General features: G+C 58.4%; 26 protein-coding genes and 1 riboswitch. Of the genes, 18 read left to right on the top strand and 8 right to left on the bottom strand.

All coding sequences use genetic code 11. The annotated features are described in order from the left end of the window. The first annotated feature begins 428 nt into the window (after positions 1-428). The 5 genes from CYB_RS01240 to CYB_RS01260 all read left to right on the top strand — a co-directional run bounded on the left by CYB_RS01240 (position 429) and on the right by CYB_RS01260 (position 5868). The gene (locus CYB_RS01240) at positions 429-1157 is read left to right on the top strand and encodes a hypothetical protein (protein ID WP_238376848.1); all 729 of its coding nucleotides are present in this window, start codon (positions 429-431) and stop codon (positions 1155-1157) included. 82 nt (positions 1158-1239) lie between these two features. Beyond that, positions 1240-1518, top strand: coding sequence for a DUF7219 family protein (locus tag CYB_RS01245; RefSeq protein ID WP_011431933.1), 279 nt, complete (start codon positions 1240-1242; stop codon positions 1516-1518). Between the two features lie 67 nt (positions 1519-1585). After that, complete coding sequence (locus tag CYB_RS01250; protein WP_011431934.1) at positions 1586-3313, top strand: ABC transporter permease; 1728 nt, start codon at positions 1586-1588, stop codon at positions 3311-3313. A 22-nt stretch (positions 3314-3335) separates the two neighbouring features. After that, complete coding sequence (locus tag CYB_RS01255) at positions 3336-4709, top strand: ABC transporter ATP-binding protein (protein ID WP_011431935.1); 1374 nt, start codon at positions 3336-3338, stop codon at positions 4707-4709. Positions 4710-4857: 148 nt separating this feature from the next. Beyond that, positions 4858-5868: a type II toxin-antitoxin system antitoxin DNA ADP-ribosyl glycohydrolase DarG gene (locus CYB_RS01260; RefSeq protein WP_011431936.1), complete on the top strand. Its 1011-nt coding sequence runs from the start codon at positions 4858-4860 to the stop codon at positions 5866-5868. Between the two features lie 63 nt (positions 5869-5931). Here the strand turns inward: CYB_RS01260 and ndk are convergent, their stop codons facing one another. The 3 genes from ndk to CYB_RS01275 form a co-directional block, all read right to left on the bottom strand. Next, on the bottom strand, positions 5932-6381 hold the full coding sequence (ndk, locus tag CYB_RS01265; RefSeq protein ID WP_011431937.1) for a nucleoside-diphosphate kinase: 450 nt from the start codon (positions 6379-6381) through the stop codon (positions 5932-5934). Positions 6382-6468: 87 nt separating this feature from the next. Continuing rightward, positions 6469-7140: a HupE/UreJ family protein gene (locus CYB_RS01270; protein WP_011431938.1), complete on the bottom strand. Its 672-nt coding sequence runs from the start codon at positions 7138-7140 to the stop codon at positions 6469-6471. A 50-nt stretch (positions 7141-7190) separates the two neighbouring features. Beyond that, positions 7191-7703, bottom strand: coding sequence for a hypothetical protein (locus CYB_RS01275; RefSeq protein WP_011431939.1), 513 nt, complete (start codon positions 7701-7703; stop codon positions 7191-7193). Positions 7704-7764: 61 nt separating this feature from the next. Here CYB_RS01275 and CYB_RS01280 point away from each other — a divergent pair, with 61 nt between their 5' ends. The 7 genes from CYB_RS01280 to CYB_RS01310 all read left to right on the top strand — a co-directional run bounded on the left by CYB_RS01280 (position 7765) and on the right by CYB_RS01310 (position 14645). After that, positions 7765-8118 (top strand): MGMT family protein, encoded by a 354-nt coding sequence (locus CYB_RS01280; RefSeq protein ID WP_011431940.1) that lies wholly within the window; start codon positions 7765-7767, stop codon positions 8116-8118. A gap of 212 nt (positions 8119-8330) precedes the next feature. After that, entirely contained in the window at positions 8331-10283 is a 1953-nt protein-coding gene (locus CYB_RS01285) for a bifunctional metallophosphatase/5'-nucleotidase (RefSeq protein WP_238376959.1), read from the top strand. Between the two features lie 357 nt (positions 10284-10640). Next, positions 10641-11168 carry a hypothetical protein gene (locus CYB_RS01290; RefSeq protein WP_011431942.1) on the top strand — a complete coding sequence of 176 codons (528 nt, stop codon included), beginning with the start codon at positions 10641-10643 and terminating at the stop codon, positions 11166-11168. A gap of 51 nt (positions 11169-11219) precedes the next feature. Further along, positions 11220-11684 carry a GUN4 domain-containing protein gene (locus CYB_RS01295; RefSeq protein ID WP_011431943.1) on the top strand — a complete coding sequence of 155 codons (465 nt, stop codon included), beginning with the start codon at positions 11220-11222 and terminating at the stop codon, positions 11682-11684. Positions 11685-11724: 40 nt separating this feature from the next. Next, complete coding sequence (locus tag CYB_RS01300; protein ID WP_148202673.1) at positions 11725-12462, top strand: DUF1995 family protein; 738 nt, start codon at positions 11725-11727, stop codon at positions 12460-12462. 112 nt (positions 12463-12574) lie between these two features. Continuing rightward, positions 12575-12675, top strand: a riboswitch (TPP riboswitch). Positions 12676-12680: 5 nt separating this feature from the next. Beyond that, positions 12681-14048, top strand: a complete 1368-nt coding sequence (gene thiC, locus CYB_RS01305; protein WP_011431945.1) for a phosphomethylpyrimidine synthase ThiC — start codon at positions 12681-12683, stop codon at positions 14046-14048. Positions 14049-14258: 210 nt separating this feature from the next. After that, positions 14259-14645 carry a VOC family protein gene (locus CYB_RS01310; RefSeq protein ID WP_011431946.1) on the top strand — a complete coding sequence of 129 codons (387 nt, stop codon included), beginning with the start codon at positions 14259-14261 and terminating at the stop codon, positions 14643-14645. A gap of 138 nt (positions 14646-14783) precedes the next feature. Here CYB_RS01310 and psbM read toward each other — a convergent pair whose 3' ends face one another. Further along, positions 14784-14891: a photosystem II reaction center protein PsbM gene (gene psbM, locus CYB_RS14240; protein ID WP_071818137.1), complete on the bottom strand. Its 108-nt coding sequence runs from the start codon at positions 14889-14891 to the stop codon at positions 14784-14786. An 85-nt stretch (positions 14892-14976) separates the two neighbouring features. Beyond that, positions 14977-15273, bottom strand: a complete 297-nt coding sequence (locus CYB_RS01315) for a 2Fe-2S iron-sulfur cluster-binding protein (RefSeq protein ID WP_011431947.1) — start codon at positions 15271-15273, stop codon at positions 14977-14979. A 361-nt stretch (positions 15274-15634) separates the two neighbouring features. Between CYB_RS01315 and psbB the strand changes: the two genes are divergently transcribed. The 3 genes from psbB to CYB_RS01330 all read left to right on the top strand — a co-directional run bounded on the left by psbB (position 15635) and on the right by CYB_RS01330 (position 18182). Next, positions 15635-17167: a photosystem II chlorophyll-binding protein CP47 gene (gene psbB / locus CYB_RS01320; protein ID WP_011431948.1), complete on the top strand. Its 1533-nt coding sequence runs from the start codon at positions 15635-15637 to the stop codon at positions 17165-17167. A 106-nt stretch (positions 17168-17273) separates the two neighbouring features. Beyond that, positions 17274-17372, top strand: coding sequence for a photosystem II reaction center protein T (locus CYB_RS01325; protein ID WP_011431949.1), 99 nt, complete (start codon positions 17274-17276; stop codon positions 17370-17372). Positions 17373-17771: 399 nt separating this feature from the next. Continuing rightward, on the top strand, positions 17772-18182 hold the full coding sequence (locus CYB_RS01330) for a response regulator (protein ID WP_011431950.1): 411 nt from the start codon (positions 17772-17774) through the stop codon (positions 18180-18182). 17 nt (positions 18183-18199) lie between these two features. On the opposite strand, the gene purQ is transcribed toward CYB_RS01330, so the two are convergent. Next, positions 18200-18877, bottom strand: coding sequence for a phosphoribosylformylglycinamidine synthase subunit PurQ (purQ, locus tag CYB_RS01335; protein ID WP_011431951.1), 678 nt, complete (start codon positions 18875-18877; stop codon positions 18200-18202). Positions 18878-18992: 115 nt separating this feature from the next. Continuing rightward, the gene (gene purS / locus CYB_RS01340) at positions 18993-19250 is read right to left on the bottom strand and encodes a phosphoribosylformylglycinamidine synthase subunit PurS (RefSeq protein ID WP_011431952.1); all 258 of its coding nucleotides are present in this window, start codon (positions 19248-19250) and stop codon (positions 18993-18995) included. A 62-nt stretch (positions 19251-19312) separates the two neighbouring features. Between purS and CYB_RS01345 the strand changes: the two genes are divergently transcribed. Both CYB_RS01345 and CYB_RS01350 read left to right on the top strand, forming a co-directional pair. After that, positions 19313-20086 (top strand): ABC transporter permease, encoded by a 774-nt coding sequence (locus tag CYB_RS01345; RefSeq protein ID WP_011431953.1) that lies wholly within the window; start codon positions 19313-19315, stop codon positions 20084-20086. A gap of 16 nt (positions 20087-20102) precedes the next feature. Continuing rightward, on the top strand, positions 20103-20831 hold the full coding sequence (locus CYB_RS01350; protein WP_011431954.1) for a 2-phosphosulfolactate phosphatase family protein: 729 nt from the start codon (positions 20103-20105) through the stop codon (positions 20829-20831). Positions 20832-20967: 136 nt separating this feature from the next. Here the strand turns inward: CYB_RS01350 and CYB_RS01355 are convergent, their stop codons facing one another. After that, positions 20968-21252 (bottom strand): hypothetical protein, encoded by a 285-nt coding sequence (locus tag CYB_RS01355; protein WP_011431955.1) that lies wholly within the window; start codon positions 21250-21252, stop codon positions 20968-20970. 232 nt (positions 21253-21484) lie between these two features. Here CYB_RS01355 and argC point away from each other — a divergent pair, with 232 nt between their 5' ends. Next, positions 21485-22591, top strand: a complete 1107-nt coding sequence (argC, locus tag CYB_RS01360; protein WP_011431956.1) for an N-acetyl-gamma-glutamyl-phosphate reductase — start codon at positions 21485-21487, stop codon at positions 22589-22591. Positions 22592-22594 lie beyond the last annotated feature (3 nt).

The following is a 22594-nucleotide window of genomic DNA, read 5'->3' on the forward strand; positions in this document are numbered from 1 at the left end:
CCCCAGTTCCCGACGAGGGCACCTGCTGGGAGTTTGTCAATGGAAGCAGGATGGAAAGACGCTGTTGGGCGTTGTTAGGCTAGTGAATGGTGTGTTGAGCAGGTCTTGGGTCAAGAGCAAAGTTATGGCCTGTTTTTGCAACGGTAAATGTCTGCCGCCGAGCATTCTGAATTGACAGCAACGGAACCGTCACAATGTCCTCCGATCTGAGACCTCCCTTTCGACCTGTACGGCCCCCCAGACCCAGCTCAACGGGTGAGGCCAAGGGATCCCTGTCATCAGCGAAAGCTCAGGATCCTGCGGCAGCTCCTGGTGCTGTTCGCGACAGCGGGACGGAGTCCTTGCAGCCTGTTGTCAGTACCACTGCTAGCTTGGAAGAAAAGAAAGAGCGAGTCTGTTTGGAACCCATCCCCCCGCCTGGGGAGAAGATGCAATACCGAGCCATCGGCCTCATCGAAGGGCAATACATCCCCTCCCCAGAGCACTTTACCCGCGGGATTTTGCGCACCTCGGATGGCTTGGATCTGAATGCCGTATTGCTGGGCCGGGTGATGAGCCTGGTACGGAAGCATCTACGGCCGGAACGCAACTATCTGTGGGTGGTTTATCCTCGCACCCGCGACAAAACCGAAGATCTGCACGTGCAGTTGCTGGGGGTGTGGGCCCCAGAAGAAATGGGGCGAACTCTCCCCGAGGGATCCCGTCCAACAGTGGTGCCGGATTGGTTTTCCATCCGGGGCGAGGTCGTTTTTCAATCCCAGGAGAAAGGGTTCATCATCGTCAAGATCCGTCAATCGGGCAAAAAAGCTTCTGCCAACTCCCCCGCTCAGCGAGTCCAGAAGGATGGAACTGCAGCCTCCAAGCCCCAAGCCTTTAAATTGCGCCTGATCGGATCCCTGCCGGGCAAAGGGGTAGGCAATTTCTGGGATCTGCAGGTGCGCCGCCGTGGATCCCTGCTCTATGTGGAGGCGGGCACTCCCATCGGCCCAGTACTCAAAACGCCGCCGCGCCCACGCCTGAAGCGTTCCCCCCCCCAACCCAAAGCCAGGAAGAGTTCCACCCCCTCGACACGTGGGGAAGCGTCTATTCAAGAGCCGTTTTATCCTCTGCGAGATCCCACAAAAGTACCCAAGCCGGTTAAGAGAAAACGCCCATAAACTGGGCTAGTAGATCCTGCTTTAATGGAGCTTTTCATGTTGACCTTCTTGTTGTGAACCATTCTTTTACCCTGGTTAGGCCGTGGCAGAACCAACTCCTCCCAACAAAGATGAATTCATTTCGCCTCGCTATCCCTACTGGGGCGAAGTGAAGCCGCAGAACCTAGTTTTTGATGCCAACCTGCAGGAATTTAGCAATAAAGTGTCCTTGATTTGTAGCTTGGAAACCGGGGGCAAAATTACCCCGGAAGAAGCCTACCGGCAAATCAAAGAGCTGTGGAAACAACTCAAGCAGACCAAAAAAGCCATCTTGGACGATCCCCAGTGGAAGGAATCTCCCCCTGAGTTGCCAGAAGAGTAGCCGGCTGGATCCTGGCTAACCGCAAACGGTGTACACTGGGCGCGGATGCCGGGCTTGGTCAGGGAAGATGAGGACTTTTCCTTCGCCGGAGGCGCTGCGTCGGCTGCCAGCGGGGGCTGCCGATGGGGCCATCATTCTGGGCACGTTGGTTCTCCTGGCCTTGGTGGCGCAGGTGGGGGTAGGGGCTTTTGAGCGGTTTCAGCCCCCGGCGGTGGTGCCCCGGATCGACTTGGATCCGCGCAACCTGCCCTACTATGCGGCCCGCTCCACCTTGCGCATGTTCATTGCCTTGGCCTTTTCCACCCTTTTTACCTTGATCTATGGCTACATTGCTGCCAAAAGTCGCTGGGCCGAGCGCATTTTGATCCCTCTGTTGGATGTCTTGCAATCGGTGCCGGTGTTGGGATTTCTCTCCATTACGGTTACCGGTTTCATTGCTCTGTTTCCTGGCAGCTTGCTGGGGCTGGAGGCGGCTTCTATCTTTGCCATCTTCACCAGCCAAGTCTGGAACATGACCTTTTCCTTCTACCAATCCCTGCGCACGCTGCCTCAAGAGTTGGTGGAAGCGGCTACCTTGTATCGCCTGTCGGGGTGGCAGCGCTTTACCCAGTTGGAAGTGCCGGCGGCAATGGTGGGCCTCATCTGGAACGCCATGATGAGCTTTGGCGGAGGGTGGTTCTTTGTGGCAGCCAGCGAAGCCATCAGCGTGCTCAACCAGGAATACACGCTGCCGGGCCTGGGATCCTATGTGGAAGCGGCCGTCCAGGCGGAGGATCTGCCCAAGCTGGGCTGGGCGCTCTTGACCATGGCTGGGGTCATCCTGCTGGTGGATCAGCTTTTCTGGCGACCTTTGGTGGCTTGGTCGGATAAGTTTCGCCTGGAACAGAGCAGCGGGGCTGCTGCCCCCGAATCCTGGCTGTACGATCTGCTGACCACGGCGCGGATCCCGCGGCTGATCGGCAGTTGGCTGTCCCCCTTGGCAGAGTTGGTGGATCGGCTGTTGTCCTATCTGACTCGCCCGCACTGGGTGGATCCCCTCAGTCCTGAGGCCGAGCGACGCCGCGAGCGGCTGCTAACCCAGCTTTCCCGGGCAGCTATTGGCGGCATTGGGATTTGGATTGTTTATTTTGTGGCTACCACTGTGGGCTTTGGAGAGGTGATGCTGACCTTCGGGCTAGGGATCCTCACCCTGCTGCGGGTTAGCGTGTTGCTGGTGTTCGCCACGGTGATCTGGACTCCCATTGGGGTGGCCATTGGCTTTAATCCAAAACTGGCGAAACTGCTGCAGCCGGTGGTGCAATTCCTGGCAGCTTTCCCGGCCAATTTCCTCTTTCCTTTTGCCACGTTGTTTTTTATCCGCGCCCAGATCAGCATTGAGTGGGGCAGCATTTTGCTCATGTCGTTGGGGGCACAGTGGTACATCCTTTTCAACTCCATTGCCGGTGCCCAAAGCATCCCCACGGACTTGCGAGAAATGGCCGTGGATGTGGGCCTGCGGGGATGGCAGCGCTGGCGAAAGCTGATCATTCCAGGGATCTTTTCCGCCTGGGTCACCGGGGGAGTCACGGCCAGCGGCGGCGCTTGGAACGCCAGCATTGTCTCGGAGATTGTGGCCTGGGGATCCACCACCCTGACGGCTACGGGGTTGGGCACCTACATTGCTGAGGCAACGGCGGTGGGAGACTGGCCCCGCATTACCTTGGGCATTGGCATGATGAGCTTGTTTGTGGTGGGCATTAACCGTCTGTTCTGGCGACGGCTGTATCAGTTGGCGGAAGAAAAGTATCACCTTTAGTCTTTTCAATTTCTGAGGCAATATGAGCTCTGCAGCTTCCCCCGTTTTGATCGAGGTCGAGAAAGTCTACAAGCGCTTTCCTTTGCCAGAGGGCAAGGGGGAGTTTACCGTTTTAAGCCAAATTGATTTGCAAGTGCGGGCTGGGGAAGTCTTGGCTCTGCTGGGCCGCAGCGGCAGTGGCAAAAGCACCCTTTTGCGCATCATGGCGGGCCTGATCCCCCCCAGCCAAGGGCGGGTGCTGAGCAACGGCCAGCCTCTACGCGGGCCTAACCCCGATGTGGCGATGGTGTTTCAGAGCTTTGCTCTCCTACCCTGGCTGACCGTGCAAGAAAATGTGGAGCTGGGGCTGCAAGCCCAAGGGATCCCCCGCGAGATCCGCCGGCAAAGGGCCCTGAAGGCCATTGACCTGGTGGGCTTGGATGGGTTTGAGAGCGCTTACCCCAAAGAGCTTTCGGGGGGCATGAAACAGCGGGTGGGCTTTGCCCGCGCCTTTGTCTTGGAGCCCAAGGTGCTGTTTATGGATGAGCCCTTCAGCGCCTTGGATGTGCTGACTGCCGAAAACCTGCGGGGGGAAATTGATGAGCTGTGGAACGCCCAAGCCTTCCCTTCCCAAAGCATCCTCATCGTTACCCACAACATCGAAGAGGCGGTGTTTTTAGCGGATCGGGTGGTGATTCTGGGATCCAACCCGGGGCGGATCCGGGGGGAGGTGAGAATTGACCTGCCGCGGCCCCACGAGCGCACGGATCCCCGCTTTAAGTCCTTGGTGGACTACATCTACGAGATCATGACCAACCCCGAAATTGCTGTTACCGGAGAGGTGGCTCTGCCTGCGCTGGCTGGTGATAAGGCCACTTCCCCCTATGCCCTGCCTCTGCCCCATGCGCGGGTGGGCGGGATCAGCGGTCTGCTGGAGTTGATCGTGGAGTGGCCGCAAGGGCGGGCGGAGATTGCCGATTTGGCCGAGCGGCTGCAACTGGCCGTGGACGATCTGCTGCCGATTTTGGATGCGGCGGTGCTGTTGGGCTTTGCCGAGGTGGCCAGCGGGGTGGTGCAACTGACCGAAATTGGCCAGGACTTTGCCAACACCACCATCCTGCGCAGCAAGGATCTCTTCCGACAACAGCTATTGGCACGGGTTCCCGTGTTCCGCAGCATCTTGCAGACTCTGGAAGAAAAAGGCAGCCGCTCCATGCGAGCGGACTTCTTCTTGGATCTTTGGGACGAACACTTCCCCCACGCTGAAGCCGAACGGCAGTTTGCCACCGCCATTGACTGGGGACGCTATGCGGAGCTATTTGAGTATGACGCCTCGGAAGAACGTCTCTATCTGCCCGAGCCAAGCGAGAGCTCCACTGCTCAAAAGCCTGTCGGTCTCAACTCTCGTTCCGACTGAAGCGCATCTGGCTCTGCCTTTTTCAAAGCTGCATCGTAGAGCGGAGGTATGGCGCCAATTCCAGAAAGTCCCAAAATCTACCACATTACCCATGTAGACAACTTGCAAGGGATTTTGACATACCCCCCTGCCTAAAGGCAGGGGATTCTTGTTACTGGTTCTGCGACAGCACTTGAAATCATGGCCTGGGAACTTCAAGGCCTATGCCGCAGCCTGCCGGCGGGGGGAAGTCCAACCGGGCAAAATGTTCGTTTTCGAGACCGGAAACCTGACCAATCCGCGCTACATCATCAATTTCCCCACAAAACGCCACTGGCGGGGGAAGTCGCGGATCGAGGATATAGAAGCTGGGCTGAAGTCCCTTGCCGAGGAGATCAGGCATCTTGGTCTGCGCTCAGTCGCTTTGCCACCCCTAGGCTGCGGCCTCGGGGGTCTTCATTGGCCCGATGTGCGCTCCCGCATCGAGCAGGCGCTAGCAGAACTTCCCGACGTCCACATCCTTGTCTTTGAGCCCACCGGGCCTCAGCCTTTACCGAAGAGCATGCGCCGTGGGCAGGTTCCTACCCTAACTCCGGGAAGGGCGGTGCTGGTGGGCCTCATGGAACGTTACACCAACGGCCTACTGGTTCCCTTCGTTTCCCTGCTCGAGCTGCACAAGCTGATGTACTTCCTGCAGGAAGCCGGGGAGCCGCTTCGCCTGCGATTTACAAAGGGCGTTTATGGCCCCCACGCTGAGAACCTGCGGCATGTTCTTAAGGAAATCGAGGGTTACTACATCTCTGGGTACGGATCGGGGAGTGATCGACCAGACAAGAAGCTGGAACTGGTGCCCGGTGCTGTCGAGGAAGCCCATAGATATCTCGCTGGACAGCCAGAGACGAGAGAACGCTTTGAGCGTGTTAGCGACCTCGTGGAGGGCTTTGAGTCGCCCTATGGTCTAGAATTGCTGGCTACTGTCCACTGGATCGTGACTCGTGGGCACCCTTCTACGACGGCAGAGTTGGTGGAAAGCTTCTACGCCTGGGGAGATAGAAAACAACAATTCAGTAGCAAACAGATCCTGCTTGCCGCTCGAGTTTTGGCAGAGAAGGGGTGGTTCAAGGCACTTCCAACAGAGCCGCTTGCGGCCAGCCGAAGCCAGTTCGAAACACGGCCCTAGCGCTCTGCACTACTCCCGGTCTGGAACCTGCGAACACGACTACCCCTTGCCTGCAGCAAGTACCTACTCATAAATCCAGCTTTGGGCAACCGGTGTCCAGCTCACCAATTCCGACTCATCGAACCAAAGGGCGATCTCCCGCTGCGCGGTTTCAACTCCATCGGAGCCGTGAATGAGGTTGCGGCCAATGTCGATGCCAAAATCGCCGCGAATGGTGCCCGGTTCTGCCTCCAGGGGGTTGGTCTTGCCGATGAGCTTACGGGCGGCAGCAATCACCCCTTTGCCCTGCCAGACCATAGCCACCACCGGCCCCGAGGTAATGAACTTCACCAAACTGTGGAAGAAGGGGCGCTCCTTGTGTTCGGCGTAATGGGCTTCCGCCAGCTCTTGGCTCACTTGCACCAGCTTCAGGCCCACCAATTGGTAGCCCCGGCTCTCCAGGCGCTGGATGATGGTGCCCACCAGCCCCCGCTGCACGCCGTCTGGCTTGATGGCAATAAAGGTGCGCTCCATGGGATCTCCCCTCGTTTTACAGATCTTCACCGCTATCCTTGTACCGGATCGGGGATCCCGAGCGCAAGGGAGCAAAATTAGCGCTTTTTACGCGCCCACCACTGCCAAGGTCAGGAAGGCAGCCCCCACCACTGTAATCGCCCAGCCGGCCCAGCGGGTTAAGCCAGGGATCCGCAACCCCCAGCGTTCTGCTGCCCAAAGGGCCAGGAGAGCTACCCCATACTGGACGGTGCTCAACCCCAGTAGATATCCCACCCAAGGCATGGGTTGGGCGCCGATAATGGTTTCGGCGTAGGCATAGCCATGGAATAGCCCCGCCAGGGATCCCCCTATTAGCAAGAGCCAACTTGGGATCTGCCGCGGTTGCACCAGCAGCAAGCCGAAGAGAACCACGGAAGAGGCAATGGCCAGCTCCGTCAGTCCCAGGGGATCCCAGCCGGCCAGGTGGATCCCAGTGCCCACCAGACCCGCTAGCACAAAGCCCAAAGGGATCCCGTAGCGCCAGGGCTGCCCCGCCGCCACAAGACCGATGGCCACGACGAAGGCCAGGTGATCCAAGCCAATGACAGGGTGAGCCAGCCCGGAGAGAAATCCCTCCCAGGCCGTTGCAGGCAGTTTCCCTCCCAGGGCGTGGTGGGCAAAAGCCGGCGAAAAAAACCCCGTAACTGCCAGTGCACCCCCAGCAGCGGCAAAGCTGGGGATCCCTTCCTTCCGCCACCGCCCAAGCGGCGATGGGACTTGCTGCCACAGCCAAGACATGCTTTCAGACCTCCCTGAGTTGCCCTCAGTAGCCACCCCGATCTCCCAGTCTACGGGCGCTCTCTGTACCCTTGCAGATTTTCCGGCTCAAACTGGCGCAAAATCCGCGTGGCTTCGCGGAGGCGGGTTTCGTTCTCTTCTTCCACAATGAGCACGTACTTGCCCGCAGCGAGGCGGTTGCGGTAAGCCAAAGCATCGCCGGAGCCACCAGACAAGCCCACTCCGCCGCCGACGAAAAAGCTGCCCATGGCCCCGCCCATCGCGCCCAATAGGCCGCCGATCAGGTGGTTGCCTATAGGTCCCGCCCAGGCAAAGGTATCCAAACCACTCAAAACGCTGAACCCCACCCCGGCCAAAAAGCCAAAGGGCACCAACCAAATGGCCAGGCGCCGCATCTGACGGCGGGCCGCTTGGGCCGGGTCAATCAGCCCAAACTCGTCGGCACTCTTGTAGCCCCGCCCCAGCAGATGCAATCGCTCCAGGGAAAAGCCGGCTTGTTCCAGGGCGCTGTAGGCCGCCTCAGCGGCTATGCGATCCGGCAGTACCGCGATTAAATAGCTCATGGACCCGGGGATCCAATCCGTTCCACATCTTATTGTCTGCCAAGTTTGAGCGAGGATCCCTGTGACCCAGTCTGGCTCCACTAGCGCTCCATCTACTAGCCTCTACCAGCGCTTTTACGAAGTGGTGCGGCGGATCCCGCCGGGCCGAGTGGCCACCTATGGGCAGGTGGCGCGGGTTGCCGGTTACCCCGGCTATGCTCGCCAGGTGGGCTATGCTTTGTTTCGCCTGCAAGGCCAAAATACCGATATCCCCTGGCAACGGGTGATTAACGCCCAGGGACGCATTTCCTACTCCCCCTTTCGCCTGGGCTACGACGACCTGCAAAAGGCACTGCTGCAAGCCGAAGGGATCCACTTCGACGCCGAGGGCCAGGTGGACTTGCAACAATTTGGCTGGGATCCAGGGGAAGCTTAACCTAGGCTTGACCTAACCTTAAACAGGTCATAGCGAAACCCCAATCCCAGCCTTGGTAACGTGAACGCGGATGCGTCCTCTCTTGTGGATGGAGTGAAGGAATTGTCATGAAACCAGCTTGCCGTGCTCGAGGGTCTGCCCCTGCCAAGAGATGGCTCCCGGATTGGCTGAACCCTCTGGCCAGGTCCCTGTGGGTCGGGTTGTGGTGTTTGGTGCTGAGCCTGGCCAGCGCCTGCGGTAGCAGCAGCTCGGTTCCCCCAACCGGCGGAGGGGCTGGGTTTATCGCCTCGGATCCCAATGTGGCTCTCTCGACTCAGCCGCCCGCTTTTACCCTGCAAATCCTACATGCCAGCGACTTGGAAGCCTCGATCGCTGCCGTACAAGATGCGCCGCGCTTCTCGGCGGTGGTGAATGCTCTGCGCCCCCAATTCCCAAATACGGTGGTGCTCTCCAGTGGGGACAACTATATCCCCAGCCCCTTCTACAATGCCAGCACGGATCGGTCTCTGCAAGGCCGTTACAACCTCACCCCTGGCAAAGCCGATATCGAGATCATCAACGCCATTGGCTTTGAGGCGGCTGCCTTCGGCAACCACGAGTTCGACCAAGGCACGCGCCAGATTCGCGATCTAATTCGGCCCGACACGGGCCGCGGCTACGCTGGGGCTCGTTTTCCCTACTTGAGCGCCAACCTCAGCTTCAGCGGTACCGGCGAATTGGCTAGCTCTGACTTTGCTGCTGATGGTCAAGAGGCCAGCTCTATCCGCGGCAAGATCGCCAAGACGGCGGTGATCACGGTAGGAGGGCAGCGGATCGGTCTGGTGGGAGCCACCACCACCCGTTTGGCGGCCATCTCTAGCCCCGGCCCCGAGGTGAGGGTAGAAGGCAGGGTGGACGATACTGACCAGGTGAGTGCCGCTCTAATCCAGGGCTTCGTCGATCAACTCACCGCTCAGGGCATCAACAAAATTATCCTCCTAGCCCATCTGCAACAGTTGCAAAACGAGGTAGCCCTGGCCAGCCAATTGCGAAATGTGGACATCATCATTGCCGGCGGATCCCACCGGGTGATCGCCAAGCCCACCGATCGCCTGCGCACTGATTTGCCCGATACCCGCAGGGGTGACTACCCCATCTTGCGCTCCTCCGCCAGTGGTCAACCGGTGGCGGTGGTCAACACCGGCTCCAACTATCGCTACGTGGGCCGCCTGGTGGTCAGCTTTGACGCCAACGGGGTTATTGCCCGCATTGACCCGGTGAGCGGTGCCTATGCCACCGACGACCAAGGGGTAGCAGCTGTCAGGGGCACCCCCAATCCCGACGTAGTGCGGATAGCCAACGAAATTGGCAACATCATCCGCACCAAAGATGGCCGCACCTTCGGCTCCACCACCCAATTTCTCAACGGCCTGCGGGCAGAGGTGCGCACCGAGGAAACCAACCTGGGCAACCTCACTGCCGATGCCAACTTGGCCTACGCCAGAACGGTCGATCCTTCTACGGTTATCTCCCTGAAAAATGGCGGTGGCATTCGCGCTCCCATTGGGGCTACCACCGGCGGCGGCGGCGGTGAGCCGGTGCGGCGCATCCCACCGGTGGCTAACCCTGAAGCCGGCAAGCAGTCCGGTCAAATCTCTCAGCTGGACATCGAAACGGCCCTTGCTTTTAACAACGGCCTCTCTCTGTTGACCGTCACCGCTGAGGAACTGAAGCAGATAGTGGAACACGGGGTGGCGCAAACCCAGCCGGGAGCTACGCCGGGCCGCTTCCCCCAAATTGGCGGCTTTGCCTTTAGCTTTGATCCCTCGCGGCCACCGGGATCCCGCGTCCTCTCCTTGCGGGTGGATACGCCCACAGGTCGGGATGTGGTGGTGCGCAACGGCCAAGTGCAAGGGGATCCCAGACGCACCTTCCGCCTGGTGACCCTGGACTTCTTGGCCAACGGTGGGGATGACTATCCCTTCCCTCGCCTGTCCAACCCCAACCGGGTGAACTTGGCCCCCAGTTCCGGCATCACCTTCGATACCCCCGGCAGCGAGCAAGATGCCTTGGCTCGGTATTTGCGGCAGATCGGCGTGTTCACCCAAGCAGACACCCCGCCTGCCCAGGATACCCGCATCCAGAATCTGTCGGCCCGCCCCGATACGGTGCTGCAAGGGCTGTAGATTGGGTTAATGGACTGAGGCGGATGGATCCGGAGGAGTAGGGATTCCGATGCCAGACTCACTTCTTGCAAAAGGGGAGAGTGGCTTGGGTTAATTCCCTCAGCAACGCCATAGAAAATGTCTTGAGCTTTTTAGGAAAGACTACAGGAAGGGATCCCTGGCCAGTGTCAAGGATCCCTTTTCTTTTTCCTACTCCTATCCCTGCTGGTGTTACTTGGCAACGTTTACCGGGGTGCCCAGGCGGGCTGTAAACCTTGCGGGCATTGCCCACAATAGGTGGATTTGTATACGGATTGAGTTGCTTCCTCAAGGAGGAATCATTACCATCAAGGGTGACGTCCGCTCCTTTTGTTGTTCATGACTCTGGAGACGTTTTTTACCCAGCTCAACGCCAATGGCTTAGCCATTGCGCTTTTGCTCTTTGCCACCCCTTGGGTGGTTTGGGTTCTCTGCGACTGGATCCCAGGCCAATGGGAGGAGCCTTTTTTGCTCAGCTTAAGTATCGGCTTGGGAGCGGTAACTCTTGTCCTCTGGGCGGGCTACTTGGCCTATGCCACCAACACCGCCGGCTGGCAGGCGGTGGTGAAGCAGGCGGATATGTTCTTGCTGCTGGTGCCTCCCTGGACTTTTCTTAGCTCCATCTGGGTGGCGCGGCAGCGCATGCCTCTCTCGCGGGTGCCGGCTTTTCGCACCTTGCAAGGGATCGGCATTTTGGCGGCAGTCTATCTTATTTTTTCTTGGCTCAGTCGCCGGGTTTATCTTGTCTTTTTTTCCTACATGCCCTTTTCGGCTTTCTTGTGGATCCTGGCAGGGCTGTTGGGGGTGGCGTACATCGGCTATCGCATCATCTTCGGGGATCCGCCCAAGTACCCGCCTGAAACCTGAGGGGACGGACAGCAGGGACTAAAATCAAGGGAGACCTTTTGCAACTTGGCAATGGTGACCGTCCCTCTGACTTCAGCCCTGAATATCGACTATCGTCCTCTGCAGGAGCTGTTATCGGCGGGAGCCTGGCTGGAGGCGGATCGGCTGAGCCTACAACTGCTATGTCGGGCGGCAGGAGAGGGGGCGGCGCGGCGGGGCTGGCTGTATTTTTCCGAGGTGAGCCGGATCCCGGTCGAGGATCTGCGCACGATCGATCGCCTGTGGCGGGCGGCCTCCGGGGATCGCTTTGGCTACTCGGTGCAGCGGCAACTGTGGCTGGGGGTGAACCGCAACTGGGAGCGCCTCTGGCCGCTCATTGGCTGGAAGCAGGGCTACCACTGGACTCGCTACCCTGACGAGTTCATCTGGGATCTCTCCGCCCCCAAGGGCCACCTGCCCCTTTCCAACCAACTGCGGGGGGTGCGGGTGCTGGAGGAATTGCTCACCCACAAGGCTTGGGAAGAAGCTTCTGGCTGAGCATCCCTGGTTACTGGCTGAATCATAATTGGACTAGACTGTGGCCGAGCAACTGCAACTAACCCAATTTCCCAACTTGCCCGTCGATCTGGCCCAAGCCTGCGAACAAGCCATTGGGGCAACTCGCTTGGCCATGCAAGCGGGGTATCGCCGCCTGCTGATCGAGATCCTCGCCCCCGACCTGAAGCCGGAGGTTTTGGCTCGCCCTTTTTTGGAACTTGTGCAGCCACCGGCTTTGGTGCTATTCAGCGATGCCGGCGGAGCAGCCCTGGCCCAGCGGGAGTGGGGATCCCTGCCAGAAGGGATTGAATTACAGAGCTTGACTTCCCGGACTCAACCTACCCCAGAACAGAGCATCCTGCTGGTGATGCCCGCGGTTTACAGCTTGGATCAGGTGGAGCGGGTTTGCCAAGCGGTCAGCGGCGGGGATCCCTCTGGGCTGGCTTCCAAAGGACGGGATCCCAAACCCGTCGTGCTGCTCAACCCCCAATTGCAGGATGCCGCCACCGTGGGTGTGGGTCTGGCCGGTCGCCGACTGCGTCAGCGGTTCCTGAGCACCTTTGAGACCAGCTACTACCTGCGCTCCCTGGTGGAGGGAGCCCTGTTTCGGGCCTATCCGGATCCCTGGAGCGTGTGGCAGCAGGAAGAGCCCGGCCTCTACAGCGTCTTGAAGACTTTTATTGCCCAGCCCACCGGCGAGGAAGTGGCCGAACTGTTCAGGGCCAGCAAGGGAAAGGATCCCTGGTGGAGCTGGCGGCGCTGGCTGGGATCCCTGTGAGGGTCAGGATCTCATGGGGAGAGAGGCCAGGGGTGAGGGTTAGTACTATCTCAAACTCTTTTAATAAAGACTATAAAGCTCCCCGCCTCATCTCTATTTCGGTGATATGATCACACCACGCTAGGAGTGTCTGGGGATTATCCCCAGGCTGAGATTACATCCTCAGAACCTGATCTGGTTCATACCAGCGTAGGAAAGCGAGCACTGGAGTTGACAACATGCGCAGCGAATGGGTTGCCCGTCGCCGTGGGCAAGCAAATGTAACGCAGATGCACTTTGCCCGTCAGGGCGTGATTACCGAAGAGATGGAGTATGTGGCCCAGCGGGAAAACCTGCCGCCTGAACTGATCCGCTCGGAAGTGGCCCGGGGTCGCATGATCATCCCTGCCAACATCAATCACACCAACCTCGAGCCGATGTGCATTGGGATCGCTTCCCGGTGCAAAGTCAATGCCAACATTGGCGCTTCCCCTACTTCTTCCGGCTTGGCCGAAGAGCTGGAAAAGCTGAAATTGGCCATCAAATACGGCGCCGATACCGTTATGGATCTGTCCACCGGCGGGGGCGATTTGGATGAAATTCGCACAGCCATTATCCAAGCTTCTCCAGTGCCCATTGGCACGGTGCCCATCTACCAAGCCCTAGAAAGTGTGCACGGCAAGGTCGAAAAACTTTCTGCAGAAGACATCTTGCATGTTATCGAAAAACAGGCCCAGCAGGGGGTGGACTACATGACCATCCATGCCGGGATCCTGATCGAATATCTTCCGTTGGTACGCCACCGCCTGACGGGAATTGTTTCTCGTGGGGGTGGGATCCTGGCCCGTTGGATGTTGGCCCACCACAAACAAAACCCGCTTTATACCCACTTCCGCGACATTATCGAGATTTTCAAGAAATACGATGTTTCTTTTAGTCTGGGAGATTCTTTGCGACCGGGATGTTTGCACGATGCCTCTGATGAAGCACAACTGGCGGAGTTGAAAACCCTGGGCCAGTTGACCCGCATGGCTTGGGAGCACGATGTGCAGGTGATGGTGGAAGGGCCGGGGCATGTGCCGATGGATCAAATTGAATTCAACGTGCGCAAGCAAATGGAAGAGTGCGATGAGGCTCCCTTCTATGTTTTGGGACCTCTGGTAACCGATATTGCGGCAGGCTATGACCACATCAGCTCCGCCATTGGAGCAGCCTTAGCCGGTTGGTACGGGGCAGCCATGCTTTGCTATGTCACCCCCAAAGAGCACCTGGGTTTGCCCAATGCAGAGGACGTGCGCAACGGCTTAATTGCCTATAAAATTGCCGCCCATGCTGCCGATATTGCCCGTCATCGCCCCGGTGCCAGGGATCGCGATGATGAGATGTCGAGGGCCCGCTATAACTTCGACTGGAACCGGCAGTTTGAATTGTCTTTGGATCCAGAACGCGCCAGAGAATATCACGACGAAACCTTGCCGGCAGATATCTACAAAACGGCAGAGTTCTGCTCCATGTGTGGGCCAAAGTTTTGCCCCATGCAAACCAAAATGGATGCAGAGGCTTTGAGTGAGCTGGAGCAGTTCTTGGCCGCGCAGCCAACAGGGTAAGCCTTGGCCCATCCCTGCCCTGAAGGCTTGAAAAAGGCCATCGTCTGTCTCGCCTATGGACTGGGTTGGGATCCCTGTCTCAAGTTCTCAAGAAGTCAGGTCTAGAGCCCTGTCTTGCTGCGGGGATCCCTACCCTTCGGGGTGGGGAGTGTGTCAAGCTGATCTGGAGGAGAACCGTTGCAGTTGGCTCACTTGAGCACAGAGGATGACATGGCACTTAGACAACTCGGGCATGTCGCCATCCGGGTAGAAGACATCCCCAAGGCGGTGGAGTTCTACCAAAAGCTGGGCATGGTCAACGTCTGGCAGGATCCCGACTGGGCCTACATGAAGGCGGGAGAGGATGGGCTGGCACTGCTGGGGCCGGGCTATCGCGCAGCAGGGCCCCACTTTGGCTTTGTCTTCGACAGCATAGAGGAGCTCCAGCAAGAACACCAACGCCTGAAATCCCAAGGGATCCTGGTGGGGGAAATCCACAGCCACCGGGATGGCACTGCCTCTTTCTATGGCAAGGATCCCGACGGCAACCTGTTTGAGTTTTTGTATGAACCTGCGGGAACCTTCGACCAAGCCAAGGCAGCCCAAGCCACAGCTTGACTTAGCACCTTGAGGGCGCTCCCCCAAGTACTCTCAGTTTGTCCAACGCAAAGGGATCCTCTTGTACACAGGGGATCCCCTTTTTGACCGGCTTTAGGAATACCCCTTGCCCAATTTGAATCGGCAGGAGCTGCCCACTCAGTCACCAGATCTGCTGGAGGTTTGCACGTACAAAATCACCAGGAAGATGGCGGGCACCAGAACGACTAAGAGAGTGGCCAAGATGCCCAGGTAGTTCGTCTCCATAACTCCAAATGCCACAAGCCCAACTGGCAGTCAGCATACCACTCTTGAGTACGACTTGCCCAAAGGGAAAACGGGCGGGCCAAGGCTAGGGCTTGGTTTTGACCGAAACATCCCCCAACACCTTGGTCTGGCAAGCAAGGCGGTAGCTGTCGGGCTTGCGCTTGAGCTTGCGGTTTTCCGCCTCGGTGCGAGGGGAGAGGTTCTCGGATCCCTCAACAATCTCCACCACACAGGTGCCACACTGGCCGTTGCCGCCGCAGTTGAGCAGCTTGGCCATCATTTTGTAGAGATCGATCTGGTTTTCCAGAGCCTTCAGGCGCAGGTTAGCGCCTTCAGCGACGAAGATCTCTCGGTTCTCGTTGACGAAGCGAATCGTTGCCATACCCCTGCCAGAAACCACGACACCTTTCAGCCTGAGCCAGGAGAGCGCTCACAGTTGCTAAGTATTGTAACATTTTAAGTCATATTTTTAATCTCCGGCGAGAGATCTGGGAAGATGATGCCTAAAGTGAGACGGCATCCTGCCTGAAGCCACTCAGGTCGGTAGCGTTTCGTTATACTGTTTGATGCCCGTGATGGAAATTCTGAGAGCGATATCCTAGTTGGGTGCGCTCAGGGGTTCAAGCGGGTGCGGTACCCCCCGACTCTGAAGAGACTGCTCGGGTCAGGATCCCAGGTAAGATGTCGGCTTAATTTTGACTGGATATCGCGCAAGTGTTGGAGAACGTGGAGGACCGAGCTTTATGGGACTACCGTGGTATCGGGTCCATACGGTTGTACTGAATGACCCAGGTCGCCTGATCGCGGTTCACCTGATGCATACCGCTCTGGTAGCAGGTTGGGCCGGGTCGATGGCGCTCTATGAAACGGCCATTTTCGATCCGTCGGATCCTGTCCTGAATCCGATGTGGCGTCAGGGCATGTTTGTCATGCCATTTATGGTTCGCCTGGGGGTGGTCAACTCCTGGGGCGGTTGGAATATCTACGGCGAGAGCGTTGCCAATGCGGGCTTCTGGACGTTTGAAGGGGTAGCCACTGCCCATATCGTTTTGTCCGGCTTGCTCTTCTTGGCTGCCTGCTGGCACTGGGTGTACTGGGATCTGGAGCTGTTCCGGGATCCCCGCACCGGCGAGCCGGCTTTGGATCTGCCGAAAATATTTGGGATCCACCTGCTGTTGGCCGGGATCCTCTGCTTTGGGTTTGGCGCCTTTCACCTGACGGGGGTGTTTGGCCCGGGGATGTGGGTGAGCGATCCCTATGCGACGACGGGGCACGTCCAGCCGGTGGCGCCGGAATGGGGGCCAGCCGGTTTTAACCCCTACAACGCCGGAGGGGTGGTGGCCCACCACATTGCTGCAGGCATCGTGGGCATCATTGCAGGTCTATTTCACATCACGGTACGCCCACCCCAGCGCCTCTATCGCGCTCTGCGAATGGGGAACATCGAGACGGTGCTTTCCAGCTCGATTGCGGCGGTGTTTTTTGCCGGTTTTGTGGTGGCCGGAACCATGTGGTACGGCAGCGCCACCACTCCTGTGGAGCTGTTTGGCCCCACCCGCTACCAATGGGATTCTGGCTATTTCAACCAGGAGATTAACCGCCGGGTAAATGCGGCCATGGAAGCCGGGATGACCCGCAGCGAGGCCTACAACTCCCTGCCCAAGTCTCTGCTCTTCTACGACTACGTGGGCAACAGCCCGGCCAAGGGGGGACTGTTCCGAGCTGGCCCCATGAACAAAGGGGATGGCATTGCCATCGAGTGGCTGGGCTACCCGGTGTTCCGTGACCGCGAAGGGCGGGAGCTGACGGTGCAGCGGATGCCCAACTTCTTCGAGACCTTCCCGGTTATCCTGCGGGATGCCGATGGCGTGGTGCGGGCAGACATTCCTTTCCGTCGGGCGGAGTCGCGCTACAGCTTTGAGCAGGTGGGGGTGACGGTGGAGTTTTACGGCGGCAAGCTGGACGGCCAGGTGTTTACCGACCCGGCAACGGTTAAGAAGTATGCCCGCCAGGCCCAGTTGGGTCAGTTGTTTGAGTTCGACCGAGAAACCCCCAAGGCGGACGGCACCTTCCACACCAGCCCCCGCGGTTGGTTTACCTTTGCTCACGCCGTCTTTGCCCTGCTGTTCTTCTTTGGCCACATCTGGCACGGCGCTCGCACTCTCTTCCGCGATGTGTTCGCCGGTATTGACCCCAATATGAGCGAGGAAATGGTGGAGTTCGGCGTCTTCCAGAAAGTAGGGGATCCCACCACTCGCAAGGTTCAGGAAGCCTAGAGCCCTTTTCGGCGATGCCGTCGGCACTCTGCTTCACTTTGGAGATGGGGTGCTGGCGGCTCCGAGTTAATCTGGAATCAAGCCCCCTTAGAAATGGAGGTTTTGTATGGAAGCCATCACCTACACCTTTATCCTGTTTTTGACGTTGGGCCTTCTGTTTTTCGCGGTCGCCTTTCGGGAAACTCCGAGAATTACCAAGAAGTAACCCAGGGTAGTGGCTGCCGTTCCTGCTGTGCCGGGCTCAAGCAAGGCAGAGGGAAGGTCAGTCTCTTTTGAGATTTGTGGTTTAGGCTTAGTTCTGGATGGGGCCGGAGCTCTCTCCGGCTTTCCTATTTGCGGTTGGGTAGCGGCAACTCGGAATGGAGTGATTCCAAAATAAGATTCCAAAATAAATAGTCAAGTAGCGGCAACCTGAGGATCCTTCCTTTTGGGAGAGGAGGGGGGAGTTCTCAGAGCTACTGAGACCCTTTTCGGTACTCTTCAGTACTCTGTAGGAGAACGCTTGTCCTACTGCTCAAATTGAACTCGCTAAGGATGCCTTAGGATGGCTTTTGGGATCCCAGAGACAGCTTAGCTTGGGTTCAGATTCAAGATTGGGTTAACGATGGCAACAGTGCTGCTGGTGGAAGATGATCCGATCAACGCCCGTGTTTTTGAGAAGGTGTTGCGACGGCGGGGAGGTTTTGAGGTCTTTCACAGCCAGGATGTGGAGCAGATTTTGAAGCTGGCCCAGGGGCACGAGGTGGATGTCATTTTGTTGGATGTTTCCCTGTCCCAGAGCACCTTTCGCGGCGAGGCGGTGGACGGGATCCGCATTGCCCAACTGTTGAAGGCGGATCCAAAAAGCCGCTCCATCCCCATTATTTTGGTGACGGCCCACGCCATGCGGGGCGACCGCGAGGCATTCTTGGCCCAGAGCGGGGCGGATGGTTATATCGCCAAGCCAGTGGTGGATCACGAGGAGATGGTGAATCAAGTTCGCCAGGTGTTGTCTCAAGGGCCGAGGCAGGGGTGAGTTCTCCTGGAGAAGAGTTAGGCGGCGAAGCTGCGCAAAATCGACTGCCAGAAGGGGATCCCATCCTGCCCTGGCAAATCGGGATCTGCTGCCCGCTCAGGGTGGGGCATTAAACCCAGAATCCGACCGCTGGGATCGCAAATGCCGGCGATGTTGTCCACAGAGCCGTTGGGCGCAACCGGAGCATAGCGAAAGACGATCTGCCCTCGATCCTGCAACTGCTTGAGGGTATCCGGATCACAGGTGTAGCGGCCTTCCCCATGGGCGATGGGCAGGGTTAAGGTGGATCCCTGGGGATACGCGCTTGTCCAGGGAAGATCCTGCCGTTCTACACGGATCCCCACTCGGTCGCAGATAAAGTGCAGGTTGGCATTGCGCACCAGCGCCCCCGGCAGCAGGCCCGCCTCTGTCAAGATCTGAAAGCCATTGCAAATGCCCAGCACATAGCCCCCTCGCGCCGCGTGCTCCTTCAGGGATCCCATCACCGGAGCAAAACGAGCGATGGCCCCACAACGCAAATAATCCCCATAGCTGAAGCCCCCCGGCAGCACCACCACATCCAGCTCCGACAAATCCGTCTCTCGGTGCCAGATCAGCCGCGTTGGGCAGCCCAAGAGGCCGCGGGTTACCCAGGCTACATCTCGGTCGCAGTTGGAACCCGGAAAAACAACAACGCCAAACCTCACGCCAGCCATTGGGATCCCTTAAGTGAGAGGAAAGAAGATGGTCAGATTAGAGGGATGGAAGAGGGGTTGGGGGTATTTTTGGAATGGCCATCAGATCAACCCCAAATCGCGTGAACCCATCAAATTAACCACCGATGGCAGCCACTTGGATTTGATAAGTCTCAATCACCGGGTTGGCCAGCAGTTGATGGCACAGCTCATCCACCTGGCGGTGGGCGGTCTCGGCGTCGGGGGCCTCTAGCTGCAGTTGGATATGCTTGCCAATGCGCACCTGCTGTACCTGGGTATGCCCCAGCTGATGCAAGCTGGACTGAACCGCAGCCCCGGCGGGATCGAGAACAGAGGGGCGTAGGTGAATCTGAATCTGGGCCTGGAACTGCATAGAATAAAGGCTGGATCTGTTACCAGTGTATCAGTCGGATCATCACAGCTTTGGGTTCAGTCATGGATGCGTCGCGCGTGGTGGCCATTGCCCACAACGTTTTCCGGGAAACGATTCGGGATCGGATTCTCTACCTGGTGATGGTATTTGCGGTGGCCATGCTGGGAGCCACTGTTTTGATCCCGCAGGTGGCCAACCAGGCCCACAACAAAATCATTGCCGACCTGGGGTTGGCAGCCATTCACTTCTTCGGCCTGATCGTGGCCATTTTCGTGGGCACAGGGCTGGTGAATAAGGAGATTGAAAGACGCACGGTGTATGTGCTGATCGCCAAACCCATGAGCCGGGCAGAGTTCATTGTCGGCAAGCATCTGGGCCTATCGGCGCTGCTGTCGGTGCTGGTGCTGCTGATGACGGTTGTGTTTCTGCTGAGCTTGCTGCTGGTGCAGGCCCCGATCCCCCTTTTGGCCATTCTCTGGGCAACAGTCTTCACTTTCTTAGAGCTGGTGCTGATTGTTGCCGCGGCCCTGCTGTTCGGGGTTTTCACTTCCTCGATTCTGGCCACCCTCTACACCATTGCCCTGTTCCTGATGGGCCATGCCAGCCGCGCCCTGCTGCAACTGAGCAAGCTGGTGAAAGATGCCGGATTTGGCAAACTGTTTGAGGTGATTTATTTGATCCTGCCGGATTTGGAGCGCCTCAATTTGAGAGATGCTGCGGTTTACGGCCAAGTTCCGCCCCCAGCAGAACTTCTCGGAGATGCACTGTACGGCTTGGTTTACACCCTTTTGCTGCTGATTCTGGCAGTGTTGGTGTTCGCCCGGCGTGAGTTCTGACGTTACCTCTTCCCCCATGCGTTTTTTCCACTTCTATACGCCCGAACAGGTGCCTTCATCTGGGATCCCGGAGTGTGCGGTGGCCATTGATGTGCTGCGGGCCACCACCACCATTGCCACAGCGCTGGCAGCAGGAGCAGAAGCGGTACAGGTGTTTGCCCACCTGCAGCAGCTCCAAGAGGCAAGCCAAAACTGGCCGGCTTCCCAGCGGCTTTTGGCCGGGGAACGGGGGGGCAAAGCGGTGGCGGGGTTTGATCTGGGCAACTCCCCCCTCGACTACACTCCCGACCGCGTGCGGGACAAGCGCATCTTCCTGAGCACCACCAACGGCACGCGCAGCCTACAGCGCCTGGAAGGGATCCCGGTGGTGATCACAGCAGCCCTGGTGAACTTGGGAGCCGTGGTGGATTTTCTCAGACGGGGCTCCTTTGCCGAGGTGTGGCTGGTGGGATCCGGGTGGGAAGGGGCCTTTTCGCTGGAAGATACTGCCTGTGCCGGAGCCATCTTGCATCGCCTGGGCTGCTCTTTGAACCAGTTGGGCAACGACGAGACCTTGGCGGCCTTGGCCCTCTACCAAACTTGGCAGGACGATCTGCTGGGTTTGTTGAGACGCTCTAGCCACGGGCAACGGTTGTTGGGTCTGGGGCCGGAAAACGATCAGGATCTGGCCTACTGTGCCGATCTGGATCGTCTCTCAGTGGTGCCCCGACAGGTTCAGCCAGGGGTTTTGGCCAGTGGCGGGTAGATTTTGGACAGGTGGAGCGACCTGTGGATCCCACCACCCTCTGAGCTGGAAGTAGGCGGCCATTGTCAGCATGGGCTGGATCTCAACAGGCCGGGCGTAGGCTTGGGGATCCTTCCCCGGCAGAGCTGGTCTGCAGCTAACCCGCTTGGGCCGTGTCGGGGGCAATGCCCAGCGCTTTCTGGTGCAGCCACGCCTGCCATTCCCCTGGGATCAGCTTGTTGTTAAACGCATCGCCAGAAACAAACATATCCCGCTGATTCTGGGCCAACACAAAAATGGAGCGGCGATCGAAATGGGAAGTGAGTTTGTAGAGGGTGTAGGGGCCTTCTGAGTAGAGGGTCAGCGTTTCTTGATCCAGGCCATGGCGGCTGCTTTGGCCATAGGCCCGCAAGACCATGTTGATCAATCGCTCATAGTGCATAGACCGCAGATTAGAAAGCTACACAGAACATAGACAGATATTACGGAAGCCGCTGCCAAGGCCCGAGCGGCTCAGGTGAACCCAGCATAACAAATCCCCCTGGATGGCCACGCAACGCCAACGCGAATGAACAAGATGGGATCCGCACCCATGCAGCGTCAAATGCAGCAGAAAAATGCGGTAGAACTTAAGGCAAGCCATCACGCAACCCTCTTGCACAGGCAGCCCCCCCATGGCCAACATGGCGCCCCGCCCACCCCACCCCACAGAGCCTGTCCGCATTGGCATTGTCGGCGCTTCCGGCTACGGAGGGGTACAGTTGGTGCGGTTACTGAGCGAGCATCCCGGCGTGCAGATCACCTACCTGGCCGGGCAAGACAGTGCCGGCAAGCGCTACGGGGATCTCTATCCCCAGTTGGCCCAGGCCGTGGATCTGACCGTTCAGCCGGTAGAGGTGGATCGTATTGCCGCCAACAGCGATGTGGTGTTTTTGTCTCTCCCCAATGGGCTGGCTGCCGAGCTGGCCCCGCCCTTGCTGGCCAAAGGGTGCAAAGTCTTAGATCTGTCGGCGGATTACCGCTTTCGCAACCTGGCCACCTACCAATCTTGGTACCGCATGGGTCAGACGGATCCCAACTGGCCCAGCCCTGCCTATCGCCAGGCCAATGAGCAGGCGGTCTATGGGTTGCCGGAACTTTATCGCGAGGCGATTGCCCAAGCCCAACTGGTGGGCTGTCCCGGCTGTTATCCCACTGCTTCATTGTTGGCGGTTGCTCCTCTGCTGCGGCAGGGGTTGGTGGAGCTGGACAGCCTCATTTTCGATGCCAAATCCGGCGTTTCGGGGGCAGGTCGTACCCCCAAGGTGGGATCCCTGTTTGCCGAAGTGGACGGCTCTCTGGCAGCCTATGGAGTGGCCCAGCACCGCCATACGCCCGAGATCGAGCAAGCTTGCACCGACCTGACCCACACCCCCATCACCGTGCAATTTACGCCCCATCTGGTGCCCATGGTGCGGGGGATCCACGTCACCTTGTATGCCACCCTGCGGGATCCCGGCTTTGTGGGGGAAGATTTGCTCACCATTTACAACGCTTTCTATCGCCAATCTCCCTGGGTGAAGGTGCTGCCGCGGGGGGTCTACCCGCAAACCAAATGGGTCTCCGGCACCAACACCTGCATGATCGGGGTGGAGGTGGACAGCCGCACCAACCGCGTTATCGTCCTGTCGGTGATCGATAACCTGATGAAAGGGCAAGCCGGGCAGGCAGTGCAGTGTCTCAACCTGATGATGGGATGGCCGGAAACGTTGGGTTTGCCTCGGCTGGCGTTTTACCCCTAGCTA

The organism is Synechococcus sp. JA-2-3B'a(2-13) (genome assembly GCF_000013225.1).
In the GTDB taxonomy this organism is placed as follows: Bacteria; Cyanobacteriota; Cyanobacteriia; order Thermostichales; family Thermostichaceae; genus Thermostichus.